The following is a 16,037-nucleotide window of genomic DNA, read 5'->3' on the forward strand; positions in this document are numbered from 1 at the left end:
CTTAGATGTCATTACTGTGAGTCACTCTCCACTAAGATCTTTTTTCTCATTGCCAGGTCCTCCTCCAGACGTTTTAACAATTCCTGCCGAAGCTCTGGATCAAATAAAACCTCTCTTATATGGATTAAGCCTAATCGCTCCGTCCATTGCCATGTACGCTCAAGGTAATTCGCCGATTCCCGGTAATACTGAACCAGCCCCATAATGATTTCAAATGCTTCTTCATCCGTCGGGGCAACCGTCAATAATTCTCCAGACCGGGCAATTCTCCCGCTTGAACCGCCTAGATAAATCTCCCAACCCCTGTCCATGCCAATGACGCCAATATCTTTTGTTGTAGAGCCTGCGCCATTATGCATACAAGCCGAAACACCCAATTTTAAACGATAAGGGGTCTTTAAAAATTCCAAGTTTTGCTCAAGCTCAACTGCTAACCTTAAAGAAGGCTGTTTATCGCACTGACAAACATGCTCCCCGATGCACGTTTTTACATTTTGCACCATATTGCCGTATGTGGAGCTTAAAGGCATATTTAAGTCGGCACAAACGGCTGATAATAGTTCTTTTTTAACATCCAATAAGTGAATTCTTTGTTCACTCGTAATCGCGATATTTTCAATCTCATACTTCATCGCAATATCTGCAATTTTACGTAACTGTTCCGCTGAAGTGACCCCGCCGTACATTTGCGGAATCAGTGTATAGGTCCCATTTGTTTGACTAATTGCATTCACTCGTTCATTTTCCAGATGAATTTCTTGTTTGTTTTCAAATTCAGGAAAGATCATGCCTAAGTAATACTCGACCGCAGGGCGGCAAATATCGCAGCCACTTGAGTTATACCAATTCAATTTTCCCATGACTTCCTGAACAGTCGTTAAGCCGAGCAGCTGCATCTCTTTTACCACTTCATCCTCTGTCAGTGAAGTACAAGGGCACATGGATTTCTGTGATATATTTTCATTACACTCATCACTGTTGATATAAGTTAGCAGTTCGGTGACCAGAGGCTTACATCCGCCGCAAGACCCCGATGCCTTCGTACACTTCCTAACTTCTTCAACGGTGGCCAATCCTTCCTTTTGAACAGCTTCAATAATCGCACCCTTAGTCACATTATTACAGTTACAGATCACTTCACTTAGAGGCATGGCCGCCACGGAATATCCATTCTCGTTAGGGGGGTGCAGCAGTGCCATTTTTTCGAAGTCTGATATATCTTTTTGTTTTAGAATCATATCTAGCAATCTCGTGCGATCTCTTGTATCCCCAATGAGAACCGCACCGATCATCTTATGATCTTGAAAAATTAACTTTTTATAGACTCGATTTACCTCATCGTATAGTTTTATGGCCTTCGATGCTGCATCCTCATGAAACTGCCCTACAGAAAAAACTTCTACGCCTGAAATTTTTAGTTGAGTTGACAGAACAGAGCCCTCGTAGCCTTGATCCTCTATTCCGCAAATATGTCCAGCTAACACCTTCCCTTGTTCATACAGAGGCTTTACCAGTCCATAAACCGTACCGCGGTGTTCCACACATTCCCCAACGGCGTAAATCTTAGGGTCACTCGTTTGTAAATAATCGTTCACAAGGATGGCGCGATTTACTTCAATTCCGCTTTGCCGCGCTAATTGGACATTCGGCCGAACCCCCACCGCCATCACCACTAAATCGGCATCAATCTTAGTTCCGTCTTTAAAAAGAAGCCCTTCAACGCGGCTAGTTCCGGTGATATTCTCTGTTTGTTTTTCAAAAAGGAACTTCATTCCCTGACTTTCCAGCTCTTCTTGAAGCATCTTACCCGCTGTTTGATCTAGCTGCCTTTCTAATAAATAACTCCCCTTATGAACAACACTTACGTCCATTCCAAGGTTGATTAGTCCCCTTGCTGCTTCAAGCCCTAATAATCCGCCGCCAATAACCGCTGCCTTTTCACCAGGCTTGGCGTGCTCCATGATGGTTTTACAATCTTCGATGGTTCGGAATGCTGTCACACCTTCTTTATCAGCCCCAGGGATTGGAAGGATAAATGGGGTGGAACCAGTCGCCATGATCAGATGGTCATAAGGAACTTCCCGGTTCTTATCGGTCATTACCACCTGTTTTTCTTTATCGATCGCTGCTACTGTTTCCCCTGTATATAGTTGAATTCGATGCTTTTCATACCAGTTGCGGTCATTAATCGTTATAGCGTCCATCGTTGTGCCGCCTTGCAGTACTGTCGACAAAAGAATCCGATTATAGTTGACATGCGGTTCACTGCCAAAAATCGTAATATCAAAAGCGTCAGGATTGATCGTCAGTATTTCTTCAATGCAACGGACACCTGCCATCCCGTTGCCGACTAATACTAGTTTCTGCTTCTTCATAACAAACCTCCAGCATTGTTAGAGTACCTGTCATAGCCATGAATAACGTTAATTATTTCATAAGTTGCGTACTAAGATATCATTCATGTTATATTTCCTCACACAAAAAATTCCATGTTAGAAGACCTTACAGCATGCATGACAAAAAAGTTTTGGCAGACTATTCTAACAACATGAAAAAAATTAGATGGGTGGAGGAATTTAAAATGAATAATCAAGTGAACTTTTTCGTCTTCATATTGCTGCTAGTGAAAGTAGTTTTTTCAAAAAAGCAAAATATCGGCTGGTAATTACAGTACTTATAGCAAACACCATTGGTATTAAAAATTACAATCACGTCCAGGAGGGGAAGTAATAGATATGAAGTTAGCAGAGCTGAAGAAAAGTGGTCATACACCATCATTAGTTGCGTCATTTTTATATTTTGATATTAGTTTTATGATTTGGGTTATATTAGGAGCACTTGGGGTCTTTATTACGAAGGATTTCGGTTTATCTCCTGCCCAAAAAGGCTTCATTGTTGCCGTTCCGATCTTGAGCGGTTCGTTTTTCCGGATCATCCTAGGCATTTTAACCGATAAAATCGGGCCGCGGAAAACAGCCATTATGGGGATGCTTGTCACCATGGTTCCACTCCTTTGGGGATGGTTGTTTGGCAAGTCCTTAACAGAGCTTTATTTAATCGGAATCCTCCTTGGCGTGGCTGGGGCAAGCTTTGCTGCAGCCATCCCGATGGCAAGCCGCTGGTATCCTCCTCATTTACAGGGATTAGCAATGGGGATTGCCGGTGCCGGTAACAGCGGGACACTATTTGCTACATTATTCGGCCCTCGTCTTGCAGAAAATATTGGCTGGCATAATGTAATTGGATTAGCACTCATTCCTCTTTCGATTGTTTTTATTCTTTATATCCTTATGGCGAAGGACGCACCTGTAAAGCCATCAGCCAAAACAACTTCGGAGTATTTCACTATTTTTAAACAAAAGGATACTTGGTTTTTCTGCCTCCTTTACAGCGTTACCTTCGGTGGTTTTGTCGGGTTATCCAGCTTTTTGAGTATCTTTTTTGTCGATCAATATCAATTATCAATGGTAAGTGCCGGCGATTTCGTGACCCTTTGTGTAGCAGCAGGCAGTTTCTTCCGTCCTGTAGGCGGGGCCATTGCTGATAAAATCGGCGGAGCACGCCTTTTGACCTTTTTGTTTATTGCCATAGCTCTATGTATGTTGGGCGTTAGTCTTCTGCCGCCGCTTGCACTTGTAACAGCTTTGTTGTTCTTCGGAATGCTGTTTCTTGGCATGGGCAATGGGGCCGTCTTTCAATTAATTCCACAGCGGTTCAGTGAAGAAATAGGAATGATTACCGGCATCGTTGGGGCTGCAGGAGGGATTGGCGGATTCTTTGTACCGAATGTCCTAGGAACGCTCAAACAAATAACAGGATCGTATGCACCGGGATTTATGGTTTATGCAGGGATTGGTTTAGCTGGCTTGATCATATTAACGATAGCCAGGTTAGCATGGCAAAAATCATGGACAGCAAGCGGGGCATCTAGACAGCTTTAATTTTTAAGAGTATCTACTAAAAAGGGACATCCCAACTTGGAATGTCCCTTTTCCCTGAATCCCTAACTTCTCAACAAATCAAAATATAAAATTACGCTGTGCATAATAGCTGACAATAAACAATAGTCCTTCAGTGAAAATTTTACTAAAAAAGAGGGGAATGTCACTTGTTTGGGTAAATAATTCAATCATTAGATAATTCCCGACTAGAATCATGACAGCTAAACAATAGTACTTAACCATTGTCATTGTAAGGTACTTCTTTGCTTTAAAAACTAGTTTCTGATTTACCAGGTAATTACTAATAGAGCTGATAATTCGTGCCCCCACAACAGAAATAACTAAGTTTCCTGTCAGCCAATTTAGGATAAAAAAGAGAAGCAGATCAATGATTCCACATGAAACAGAAGATAAGCTAAATTTCATGATGGGGAGATATATTCTTATCGAATCATATAAAGGGTGGAAGTGGCTGCCCTTATTATTATTTTCATAAATGGTTTTTATCGATATGCTATGAATCTTGTAACCAGAAGATTTGGCCTCTAATAGCTGATTCATTTCATATTCATACCGTTTCCCTTTGATTTGGAGCAGCCAGGGGAGCATATCTATCGAAAAGCCCCTAAGCCCTGTCTGCGTATCGTTGATTTTATGACCGGATACAAAAGAAAATATACCTCTTGTTATCGTGTTACCGATTAGACTTTTTAACGGCACCTTTCCTGTAAATTCCCTACTGCCTAAAACAAGCGTATTCTGATAAGAGGGCAGGGCCGCAGCCACTTGCTGAATATCCTTCCAACTGTGCTGCCCATCACAATCAGCACAAACCACACCATCGTTATCTGAAAGATGCCTAATTATATAGGAAAAGGCTGTTTTTAGCGCAGCTCCCTTCCCTTGATTGCTATCATGTGACAAGATGATACAGCCTTTGTTTGCCGCTTGCTCAAAGATTGGGAGGCAATTTTCCGTACTGCCATCATTAACAATGAGAATACTATAATTGGAGTTTTGATTAATTTCATCAATAAGCAGAAGTATTTTTTCGGTTGGTTCATAGGCTGGTATCAAGATAATCATTACGTCTCACCTCTTTTAATTAATGGCTGTGTTAAACATGGCTGTTGATTTCCACTCCAGGCACTTCGCTTTCCGTGGGCGTTTCGGTGAGCCTCCTCGGCGCTTACGCCTGCGGGGTCTCACCTGAAGCGTACTCCCACAGGAGTCTTCGTGCCTTCCGCTCCAATCAACAGTAGGTTTAAAAATCAACAATTTTCTTTAACTCAGCCTAATTAATAAATAAAATATCGCTGACCCCCCGCTCTTGACCTTTTCCTAGAGGGTTATTGACCACTCTTCCCATAAAATACATGGTGGATGATCCGCCGCCATCAAGGTTATATGCCTCTGTGCAGCCTAGGTCTTCAAATGTTTTAGCAAAATCGGTTAATGTCATTCCTTGACTTTCTTCACTTCTGCCATCTACTATAATAAAAACATAGTGGTTGGGTGATATGATGCCAATTCCGGTTCTTGGATTGGCGTCTTGGATGGAGCGGTTTCCAAAATTGGTGTCAATGCTTACCTGCCCGAAATCAGTAATCGCCGAGGAGTTTTCAACTAACGCAGGACCAAATGATAACGTTTGAGTAACTCCTTGTTCTACTAATTCTTCTGCGGTGGTTTCTGTTTCTTCATATATTTTCATCGAGCCGTCTTTATAGAGAGCGAGTCCCGTCCTTGCTGGTATGTCTCTAAAAATCTGTCCGTTCCGAATCGTGATACCTTCCTGACGAAAACCATAGTAATCGCCGTTTATGGCAAAGATTGCATTATTTTCCTTCGCAATTACTGATGTATTTTGAGTGATGTTATTACCAAATTCATTATTGGCAAATGCTGATTTTAGCGTGCTGCCAGATTTTAATGTTACGTCTGCCACATAGTAAACAATTGGATTACTAGAGGATCCTGCTGTCACTTTTTTTATGGTAATGGACTTGGTATCACTGGTATAACTCCAATCATCTGCACTGTAATCTTCCTCAATGGTGTTAGTCGTGTTACTTTCCGCAGTCTGTTCAGCACTTACCGTATTATTTAGTGCATTACTTACTTCAACATGCTCAATTAAGTATCGATCTGCCAATTGATAGATAATAATCCCAATCGTAATGACGATTATGGCCACAATAGAAATAACAATCTTCTTACGTGTACGTTTCTTTTGAACTTCCAATCGTCTGGTTCCCTCCTTCATGTAAATCTAAAGGGCAGAACACTAAAATTGCTGCTGCCCTTAGAACTTACTAGCCAAATCTCTAGAATCTATCAGGGACGGTTTCCTCCACCGCCGCCAGGGCCTCCTCCTGGACCACCGCCAAAGTTATTAGTAGAAGGAGTGGTAACTCCGGATTCATTCAGCCATGTCACGGTATCAGAAATTTTAAAGTCGACTACTTTTGTACCTCCTGTATAGTCACCATCGGTATAATATCCATTTGCTTCGCTTCCAGTCGACGAGCCACTGGAGTAAAGAGTATAAGAACCGCCCTTTTCTAGTTTTGGAGAACTAATGGTTACTGTTTGATAATCTTTCTCAGGTGCAAAAGTTGCAATTGTATTTCCTTCACTGTCTTCCAAATGGACAATGGTTCCTGCCGCCTGTGTTGCAGGATATGTCATCATGATTGAATATTGCTTGGAATCATCTGATACGGCCTGCGCCATTCCCGCACTTCCTGCCGCAATAAGCGTACCGCCGCTCATTGCAAAGGCTTGATCATAATCAAGTGCACCATTACCAGCATTGGTTGGTCCGCTGACAATTGCCGTGCCGCCAGACATTGAAATAGCACCATTGGAATCCAAGCCATCTCCTTCTGAATTCACATAAACATTACCGCCTTCAATGGAAAGCAAATTGCTGCTTGAAGAGGTGGATTGCATATCTGTGTTGGAGCCGTCTACTCCGCCGCCAACATTAATGCCATCATCCGTTGCATTCACTTCGATATTACCATCTGCAATGGTTATGACCGTACTTTCAATTCCTTCATAGCTTTTGCTGATGGTGATATCCCCGCCTTTAGTAAGTACGGCTGAATCCCCGTGGATTCCATCATCACCGGTAGCAATGGTTAATTTTCCGCCTGTAACGGTGACACTGTTATTACTATGAATGGCATCGTCTGAGGCATTAATATCAAGCGTTCCGCCTCCGATTCCAATCTCGGTTCCTGCCTTCAAACCCTTTGCACTTTCAGTATCTTCTTCTGTAGTTGTTGTAGTTGTTGTAGTCGTGTCCTGTTGCCCCGGCATTCCTCTATTTTCTTCCTTCTGAGCAATCGTTTCTGGGCTTCCGCCGCCTGTGGTAATGGAAAAATCCCCATCAGCAATTAATAATGATGTTACAGCCTGAATTCCATCGTTTGCAGCTGTAAGGTTGAACGTACCACCTTCAATGGCGATATTTCCCTTTGATTTATCTGTATCATTCGTTGATTTGATAGAATCTCCGCCAGATTGAACCGTAATATTTCCATTCTTTACAGCCACTAAATCCCGGCCTAATAAACCATCATCAGCAGACTTTACTTCAATTGTGCCGCCTGTAATTTTTAATTCGTCTTTACTTGTTATACCGTCATTGTAATTGCCCTCGACCACTAGCTTTCCGGTGCCGTTTATGGTTAGGTCACTTTTACTGAAGATGGCTGCATTCGGTTCATCCTCCGAACCTTCCAGGTCGTATTTTTCACCATCAGAGACATAGTTTTCTGTTCCCTTCTCTAAGGAAATGACCGTTTTTTCGGCTTTCTTTACATAAATAGGTGAATTAGTGGATGAATGGATCTCTGCCCCATTCAGTACGATCCTAACCGTTGCATCGTCCGCAGCATCGACAACAATCTGTCCATCATTCAGCTTTCCGCTTATCACGTAAGTCCCCGAAGTTTTAATGGTAACGATATTCCCATCTGCGATTGCTCCGCTAGAGCCTTCAATAGCAGCTCCTGTTCCTGTTAATTTAATAGATGTTGCATTACCACTGTTCCAATCACTGTATTGATCATCACTTTCATACGTCACCGTCCCGCTGATGACGTCAGCAATCTTTTTATTGCCAATCGTGCTCAAACTGTCAGCGTCGACCTCAGTAATAGTAGATGAGGAGGTGGTTGAGCCGCTGCTGCTGGTATTGTCACTGCTATTACTGCAGCCAAATAATAACGCCGTACATAATAGTGGGACTGCTAATTTTGAATATCTTGATTTTCTTTTTGACATAGTTATCTCCTTTATCAATCGCATATTTTTCATCTTGGAAATGTTAGGATTTCCTTTTGCTATGCTCCCATTATTAGATACCAACCTTAAAGAATCCTTAATAAGCAAATTTTTTTAAAAAGTTTAGTTAAGGTTTCTTTAAGGTTCGTTATGAATAATGTCAACTATGGAATAACGAATAGAGGAGAATGATGCACTTGAAAGCACTAAGTTTGAATGGAGTTAGAGGCAGGTATGAATTAAAGCATGAAATATCGAAAATGGATTGTTTCTTATTGAGAAATCGGTTAAAACATGTCATGCAGCCCGATCCCCATGCAAAAAATGACGGAAAGTATTTAATCCGAAGTGTCTACTTCGATAACTTCGATAATAAAGTCCTTAATCAGAAAAAAGAGGGATATATTGAAAGGGATAAGTTTCGGGTCAGGCTTTACGATAATAATACAAATTTGATTAACCTTGAAAAGAAGAGCAAGCGCAACAACATGACATATAAGCAAAAGTGTAAGATTACCGCTGAGGAATATGAACAAATCAGGCATGGAGACATTTCTTGGATGGAAAACGATCCAAGAACGCTGATACAGGATTTATTTGTTCAGATGAGCTTGTTTCAATTAAAACCGGTCACCATCGTTGATTACGAAAGGGAAGTATTTATTTATGAATATGGAAACGTCCGAGTCACTTTTGATAGTTCGATTAAGACAAGTTTCCGGAACAATGAGGTCCTAAATCCCAATATCCCGATGGTGGAAACCACCCCGGAAATTGTCGTCCTTGAAGTCAAATATGACGAGTTTCTTCCCGATATCATCAAATATCTGCTTCAGCTGGGGGATAGAAGCAGGGGGACTTATTCAAAATATCAGATCAGCAGGATGTTTGGTTAAGAACCGGATAAAAATAAATAACTATTTTTGGAGGATTAGTAAATGGAAAGTACAACTTTTAAAGACGTATTTAAATCTAGTATTTTGGAGAAAACGAGCAGCATCTCCATTGTGGATGCCCTTATTGGTTTGTTAGTAGCTTTCGCATTGGGATTGTTCATTTTCATGATATATAAGAAAACTTTTACCGGAGTCATCTATTCCCAAACCTTTAATATCTCGTTAATCATTATGACAATGACAACCTCTTTAATTATCGTTGGTATTTCATCCAATGTCCTCTTGTCACTCGGTATGGTAGGGGCATTATCGATTGTTCGTTTTAGAACGCCTATTAAAGACCCAATGGATATCGTTTATATTTTCTGGACAATCGTTACCGGTATTTTATGCGGGGCAGGATTCATAGGACTTGCAGTCACAGGTTCGCTTCTAATTGGTTTAGTTCTGTTTGTGTTTGTAAATAAAATCAAAATCGAGAACCCTTATCTGCTGGTGATTAGATATAATGAAAATTCAATTGAAAATTCATTGGAAAATGTCATTTCAGGGAATGCAAAGAAATATTCGCTTAAATCTAAATCTGTCATGCCAGGCAATGATTTCGAAGTTACCTATGAAATTCGGGTGAACGAAAATGATATGAACTTTATCAACAAAGTTTCTGCCATAGAAGGAGTAAAATCAGCAATCATGTTGAGCTATGACGGTAATTTTACTGCTTAATAAAGAAACAAAAAAGAGGGTGTCCCTTAAAACAAGGACACCCTCTTTTCCTTTCCTACCAATCTTCCAAATCACTGCTATTCCATAATTCATTAAATGTGTCGTTCATTGAGGAGGCTAAACTCGAATTCTCAACCGTTAGAAGGACCTCTTGATTATCTTCTGCAGAATCTTTCGTGTAGTTAAAGGAACCTGTTACTACTGTTTGATTATCAGCTATGGTTAATTTAATATGCATTTTTTCATTCGTATCGATTTTGATTGGGATATTAAGTTTTGCTAATTCGTTGAAAATCTCTTTACTATCTTCATTTTCCGTATTCTCCCCATCAGCGATCACTCGAACAGTAACTCCTCTTTCTGCTACTTCAGAAATGGCATCTACAATATCCTCATTATCAAGGTTATAGATAGCGATATTAATTTCCCTTTTTGTGTTATTAATGACGTTAATTAAATCCTCTTCCGGGTTCCCCTTATAGCCGGTTATTGCGTAGGATAACTTAGTATCACCTGCACCCTCCTTAATTGAACCCTTTACGATCACCCCTGCTAATAGAATGTTTAGGATGAGAGATATTATAAAAAAAACTGTAACTATTTTTTTGCGCAAAATCATACCTCCTGTTTTGTAATCTATAAACCTATTTTTTCGAATTTGTCTTAAATTAACCTTAATTTTTCTTTTAGAATAACAAGAGGACGGTTCCAAAGAAACCGTCCCTCCTTTTTATAAGACCCTAAAATTAGCTTTTGGCCTTCATTTTATTAACCTCTTCGATTGCTTCCTTCATGCCAAGTGTTTCAATTTTACAGAGATACTTTGTCACTGTTTCTGTTAACATTGGCACTTCATTTAGATCGAACTCCCATAACCTTTCATAGGAAAGTACAGAAGTAACTATTCGTTCTAAACCGTTCTCTGTTCCATCATAGTTTTGCCATAGAGTTTTAAATAGATCGAGAATATCTTGATCATCCTGCAATTGGATTTCTTCTTCGCCTCGTTTTCCTTTGTAGTAACTAATTAATGCACTCAGTGCGAATGTTAATCTTTGAGGCAGTTCCTTCTTTTGATCCACATACTCTAGTAGAGATGGCAGATCTCTTGTTTTAAATTTAGACAGGGAGTTTAAGGCAATGCTGCTTAAATAGTGACTTACAAAGGGATTCCTAAACCGATCGAGTACAGCTTCTGCAAAGGGTTTCAACTCTTCTTCTGGCAAATCTAAAACAGGAATAATCTCTTCATACACTAACTCTTCTGTAAACTTTTTGGTTGCTTCATTTGTAACAGCCTCCCCAACCGTATCCAGACCATATAAATAGGCGACAGGAGTCATGGCAGAATGAGCACCATTTAAGATTCTCACCTTTCTAGTTCGATAAGGTGTCATATCATCAACAAATGTAACATCAAGCCCTGCTTTCTCTGCCGGGAACTCCTCTTTAATCCAATCAGGACCTTCAATGATCCATGAATAGTATTGTTCCCCAACGACAACAAGGTCATCTTTATAACCTAACTCTTCTGTTATTTCATCAATGGTATCCCTTGGATAACCCGTTACGATCCGATCGACCAGGCTGCAGCAAAATGTATTTGCCTCCATAATCCAGTTTACAAATTCCTCTTCTAACTCCCAAGTGTCCGCAAATTGAAGGACAATTTCCTTCAGCTTTTCACCGTTTCGGTCAATCAATTCACAAGGGATGATGATAAAGCCCTTGGTTGAATCGCCCTCAAATGCTTTAAATCGGTGGTATAAAAGAGCGGTTAATCTCCCTGGATAACTTCTCTGTGGAGCATCTTCCAATCTATCATTTTCCTCAAAATAAATTCCGGCCTCGGTTGTGTTGGAAATGATAAATCTTAATTCAGGATTTTTTGCCAGCTCGACATACTCGGAGTAACTTGTATAAGTGTTAATTCCTCTGCTGATACAATTAATCACGCTATGCTCTCTAACAGCCTGCTTGTTCTTGATCCCCTGCAGGTAAAGAGTGAATAACCCGTCTTGTTCATTTAATTTATTTATCGTCGTTCCATGTTCTCTTGGCTGCACGACAACCACACTGCCGTTGAAATTTGCTTCTTTATTCATTTTGTCAATGATCCAATCAGCGAAGGCCCTTAAAAAATTCCCCTCTCCAAACTGAATGACCTTTTCTGGATATACCTTATAATCTTTCCATGATTCTTTCGTTAATTTTTTCATGATAATAAAACCTCCTTTAAATTACAATTGAAAACGTTAACATTATATAGACCTATTGTATCATCAATAATGGCAATAAAAATGACGGTTATTGTGATGTTTATACCATATTTTGATACCATACTTATTATTGTCTTACACTCGTATAAGAAGTAAAAAACCACAGGAACCTGTGGCTTTTGTTTCGCTCGCTATTAAAACTTTCGGGTCTTTTTATTCTCTTTCCGATATTGGGCTGGAGTTATATCCATATGTTTTTTAAAAATTCGATGGAAATGGGTCATGCTTTCAAAACCGCAATTTTCAGCAATAAAAGAAACGGATTCATTCGTCTCCAATAAAAGTTCTTTTGCTTTTATGACTCTTTTATTATTTAGATACACGGTCAATCCCAACCCGATCGTCTGCTTAAAAACTCTGCTGAAATGGGAGGGACTGACAAGGGCCTCTTTGGCAAGTTCTTTTAAGGTTAATGGATGACTTAAATTTTGATTTATATAGACTAAAATTTCTTTAACCCAATCAGGTCCATAGGCATTCGTTTCCATTAGCTGAGGTTTATGATCCACTTGAATACGAATTAAATCAAGGATGATTTGATGGACCGTCAGCAATGAAGCATGTCTAGATCCCAGCTCTTTTTTAAGTGTCTCTTGATTAATCGTTGAGAGTTGTTCTTCCAGCTTGTTTTGATTCTCTGGTTTCAGTGAAATCCTATAATTTCTTACCTTCTTAGCTATTTCAAACAAACTTAAATAAGAGAAAGAATCATCAAGTAATACATTATAAATGATTGTCGGGCTGAAAAAGATAATCGTCGATGTTACCGGGTCGTCCTTATCAGGTATGGCACGATGAATGATATTATTAGGAATAATAAATACATCCCCTTGATTCATGTCATAAAAAATATCATCGATAAAAAAAGTTCCTTTTCCACGGTAAACATAAACGACCTCATAATAATCATGTACATGTTCAGAAAGTTCTCTCTGAGGACTTTTGGTATCTTGAAAAATAAAGGAAAAAGGGAACAGTAAATGATTGTTTGAAATTCTTTGAACTGCCTTCATATTGAATCACCCATTTTATTTTATATCAAAAAAGAGTATAAACGAAGCAAAAAATGTCATTTATATTTCAAATTTTGATGATAAACTGAGGAGGACTTGAAAAATGAAAGGGCTTTCCACTAAGCGTAGATAAAAAAGTTAGTTAAGTGTTTTGGGTTTGACTAATAACCATTAAACAGGCTGGAGGGAAATAAATGAGTAAAGTAGTTCAATTGAATTCAAAAGATGATGTTGTTATTTCCTTACAAGTAATCCGAAAAGGAGAAACCATTCAGATTCACACGGATGAAAAAGATGTAATAAATATTACGATTCAAGAAGATATTCCAAAAGGACACAAAATTTTAGTCCACCCTGTAAAAGAAGGGGAAGATATTCTCAAATTTGGCTATTCAATTGGCAAAGCAAAGAGAGATATTTCCGTTGGGGAATGGGTTCACACCCACAATCTGGGGACGGGTTTAAAGGGAATACTGGATTATACCTATCAACCTATCAATCAGGTGGATATGCTTAAAGAATCTGAGCATACGTTCCAAGGTTATGTTCGTGAAAACGGTGAAGCTGGTATCCGAAATGAAATCTGGATTATTAATACAGTAGGCTGCATTAATAAAACATGTGAATTACTTGCAAAAATGGGCAATGAAAGCTTTAAGGATCGTGGAATTGATGGAATTTACCATTTCCCTCATCCATTCGGCTGCTCCCAGCTAGGCGATGATTTGTCCAATACACAGAAGCTGTTAGCTTCACTCGTTCACCATCCTAATGCAGCAGGTGTTTTAGTTGTTGGATTAGGTTGTGAAAACAACCAAATAGAACTTTTTAAAGAAGTTATTGGTGAATATTCTCCTAATCGAATCAAGTTTATGAAGTCTCAGGAAGTTGAAGATGAATTAGAAAGCGGTTTAAATTTAATTGAAGAATTAGTTGAATATGCCGAACAATTCAAACGCCAGCCGGTACCTGTCTCAAAGCTAAAAGTAGGCTTGAAATGCGGCGGCTCTGATGGGTTTTCCGGGATTACAGCCAATCCATTAGTTGGAGCGGTATCTGACTTAATTGTGGCAGATGGCGGAACAACGATTTTGACCGAGGTTCCGGAGATGTTTGGAGCAGAAACCATCTTAATGAATCGGGCAGAAAATGATGAAGTCTTTGAAAGTATCGTTCACTTAGTGAATGATTTTAAACAATATTTTATTCGTCATAATCAGGAAATCTATGAAAACCCTTCACCTGGAAATAAAGCAGGCGGGATTAGTACACTGGAAGAAAAATCGCTCGGATGTACCCAAAAAGGCGGACATGCGGTTGTGGTGGATGTCAGTTCCTATGGGGAACGAGTTGTAAAACCTGGCTTAAATTTAATAAACGCACCTGGGAATGACCTTGTCTCCGTTACCGCATTAGCAGCAGCTGGGGCACATATCGTCTTATTTACGACGGGAAGAGGAACACCATTTGGCGGACCAGTGCCAACAGTGAAAATAGCAACAAATTCCGATTTAGCCTCTCGTAAAAAGAATTGGATCGACTATAATGCAGGACAGTTAATTGAAGGAAAAACCATGGATGAACTAAAGGATGACTTATTCCAATATATCCTTGATCTTGCATCAGGTGAAAAGAAAACCAATAATGAAAAGTTTGGTTTTAAGGAGATTAGTATTTTCAAAGACGGAGTTATTCTATAACACCAGGAAACATCACAAAAGCGAGTCCATGATTTAAATGAAAATAAAGTAGAAGGAGTGTTATTCCAAATGAAAAGTATTGTTTGTGAACAGCCTAATCATTTTAAAATGGTTGATGTTGAACGGCCTATCGTTAAAGAAGGAGAAGCTTTAGTTCGCATTCGACGTATTGGTATATGTGGAACGGATTATCATGCATACAGAGGAAATCAACCTTTTTTCAGCTATCCTCGTACACTTGGTCATGAACTTTCTGGTGAAATCGAGTCGATTGGTGCGAATCCTGCTGGGTTAAAGGAAGGGGATTTTGTATCGGTCATTCCTTACATGGAATGCGGCGTGTGCATCGCATGCAGAAATGGAAAAACGAATTGCTGTACGGATATGAAAGTACTTGGTGTTCACATTGAAGGTGGAATGAGTGAGTGGATTTCCGTACCCTATAACCATTTAGTAAAAACAAATGGGCTGACACTGGACCAATCTGCTATTATCGAACCATTAAGTATAGGTGCACATGCGATTAGACGTTCGGAACTAAAAGAAGAGGAGTACGTTCTGGTCATTGGCGCAGGTCCAATTGGTTTAGGGGTCATGGCTTTTGCTAAGCATGAAGGCGCAAAGGTAATAGCAATGGATGTAAATGATGAACGGCTGGCGTTTTGCCGCGAATGGGCACGTGTGGACTATACTGTGAACGCACTGGATAACCCGCTGGAGAGTTTAAAGGAAATTACAAACGGAGAAATGCCAACCGTTGTATTCGACGCAACAGGTAATGTGAACTCTATGAACGATTCGTTTAACTATCCAGCACATGGAGGAAAGTTAATCTATGTTGGATTAACGAAAGGCAATGTTACATTTGATGACCCTACTTTTCATAGTAAGGAACTTACACTAATGGGAAGCCGCAATGCTACCCGCGAAGACTTTGTATATGTAGTGAATGCTGTAAAAACTGGCACAGTCGATACTGATTCCTATATTACCCATCGATCAAACTTTGATGAGATGATCAACCAATTTGAAGAATGGTTAACCCCAGAAGCCAAGGTCATTAAGGCTGTTGTAGAAGTATAATTGTTTAAGAAGATTTTATTTTTATGATTGAAAGAGGGGTTCCTCTTTCAATCAATATAAGTCAAAAGGAATAAATTGAACTTATCATCTATTTTTAGAAAGC

General features: G+C 39.7%; 13 protein-coding genes. 6 read left to right on the top strand and 7 right to left on the bottom strand.

Annotated features, from left to right (window positions below; all coding sequences use genetic code 11):
• Positions 1–11 precede the first annotated feature (11 nt).
• Positions 12–2,375, bottom strand: a complete 2,364-nt coding sequence (gene nirB, locus GXK58_RS17815; protein ID WP_160724522.1) for a nitrite reductase large subunit NirB — start codon at positions 2,373–2,375, stop codon at positions 12–14.
• A gap of 134 nt (positions 2,376–2,509) precedes the next feature.
• Here nirB and GXK58_RS17820 point away from each other — a divergent pair, with 134 nt between their 5' ends.
• Together GXK58_RS17820 and GXK58_RS17825 are read left to right on the top strand one after the other, a co-directional pair.
• Positions 2,510–2,665 carry a hypothetical protein gene (locus tag GXK58_RS17820; RefSeq protein ID WP_160724523.1) on the top strand — a complete coding sequence of 52 codons (156 nt, stop codon included), beginning with the start codon at positions 2,510–2,512 and terminating at the stop codon, positions 2,663–2,665.
• A 70-nt stretch (positions 2,666–2,735) separates the two neighbouring features.
• On the top strand, positions 2,736–3,941 hold the full coding sequence (locus GXK58_RS17825; protein WP_160724524.1) for an MFS transporter: 1,206 nt from the start codon (positions 2,736–2,738) through the stop codon (positions 3,939–3,941).
• Between the two features lie 78 nt (positions 3,942–4,019).
• On the opposite strand, the gene GXK58_RS17830 is transcribed toward GXK58_RS17825, so the two are convergent.
• From GXK58_RS17830 to GXK58_RS17840, 3 genes are all read right to left on the bottom strand, one after another.
• The gene (locus GXK58_RS17830) at positions 4,020–5,027 is read right to left on the bottom strand and encodes a bifunctional glycosyltransferase family 2/GtrA family protein (protein ID WP_160724525.1); all 1,008 of its coding nucleotides are present in this window, start codon (positions 5,025–5,027) and stop codon (positions 4,020–4,022) included.
• Positions 5,028–5,235: 208 nt separating this feature from the next.
• Positions 5,236–6,186, bottom strand: a complete 951-nt coding sequence (locus GXK58_RS17835) for a phosphodiester glycosidase family protein (protein ID WP_160724526.1) — start codon at positions 6,184–6,186, stop codon at positions 5,236–5,238.
• Positions 6,187–6,278: 92 nt separating this feature from the next.
• A complete protein-coding gene (locus GXK58_RS17840) occupies positions 6,279–8,237 on the bottom strand; it encodes a carbohydrate-binding domain-containing protein (RefSeq protein ID WP_160724527.1) in 1,959 nt (652 codons plus the stop codon).
• A gap of 197 nt (positions 8,238–8,434) precedes the next feature.
• On the opposite strand from GXK58_RS17840, the gene GXK58_RS17845 reads away from it, so the two are divergent.
• Complete coding sequence (locus GXK58_RS17845) at positions 8,435–9,133, top strand: polyphosphate polymerase domain-containing protein (protein ID WP_202171395.1); 699 nt, start codon at positions 8,435–8,437, stop codon at positions 9,131–9,133.
• 42 nt (positions 9,134–9,175) lie between these two features.
• Positions 9,176–9,859: a DUF4956 domain-containing protein gene (locus tag GXK58_RS17850; protein WP_160724528.1), complete on the top strand. Its 684-nt coding sequence runs from the start codon at positions 9,176–9,178 to the stop codon at positions 9,857–9,859.
• A 55-nt stretch (positions 9,860–9,914) separates the two neighbouring features.
• Here GXK58_RS17850 and GXK58_RS17855 read toward each other — a convergent pair whose 3' ends face one another.
• The 3 genes from GXK58_RS17855 to GXK58_RS17865 all read right to left on the bottom strand — a co-directional run bounded on the left by GXK58_RS17855 (position 9,915) and on the right by GXK58_RS17865 (position 13,151).
• Positions 9,915–10,472: a phospholipase D-like domain-containing protein gene (locus GXK58_RS17855; protein ID WP_160724529.1), complete on the bottom strand. Its 558-nt coding sequence runs from the start codon at positions 10,470–10,472 to the stop codon at positions 9,915–9,917.
• A 133-nt stretch (positions 10,473–10,605) separates the two neighbouring features.
• Positions 10,606–12,078: a tagaturonate reductase gene (locus GXK58_RS17860; protein WP_160724530.1), complete on the bottom strand. Its 1,473-nt coding sequence runs from the start codon at positions 12,076–12,078 to the stop codon at positions 10,606–10,608.
• Positions 12,079–12,272: 194 nt separating this feature from the next.
• Positions 12,273–13,151, bottom strand: coding sequence for an AraC family transcriptional regulator (locus GXK58_RS17865; protein WP_160724531.1), 879 nt, complete (start codon positions 13,149–13,151; stop codon positions 12,273–12,275).
• 194 nt (positions 13,152–13,345) lie between these two features.
• On the opposite strand from GXK58_RS17865, the gene GXK58_RS17870 reads away from it, so the two are divergent.
• Together GXK58_RS17870 and GXK58_RS17875 are read left to right on the top strand one after the other, a co-directional pair.
• Complete coding sequence (locus GXK58_RS17870) at positions 13,346–14,851, top strand: UxaA family hydrolase (RefSeq protein ID WP_160724532.1); 1,506 nt, start codon at positions 13,346–13,348, stop codon at positions 14,849–14,851.
• Positions 14,852–14,920: 69 nt separating this feature from the next.
• Positions 14,921–15,934, top strand: a complete 1,014-nt coding sequence (locus tag GXK58_RS17875) for a zinc-binding alcohol dehydrogenase family protein (protein WP_160724533.1) — start codon at positions 14,921–14,923, stop codon at positions 15,932–15,934.
• Positions 15,935–16,037: the final 103 nt, after the last annotated feature.

Origin of the sequence: Bacillus sp. USDA818B3_A (genome assembly GCF_009928415.1) — a bacterium.
Taxonomy (GTDB): Bacteria; Bacillota; Bacilli; order Bacillales; family Cytobacillaceae; genus Neobacillus.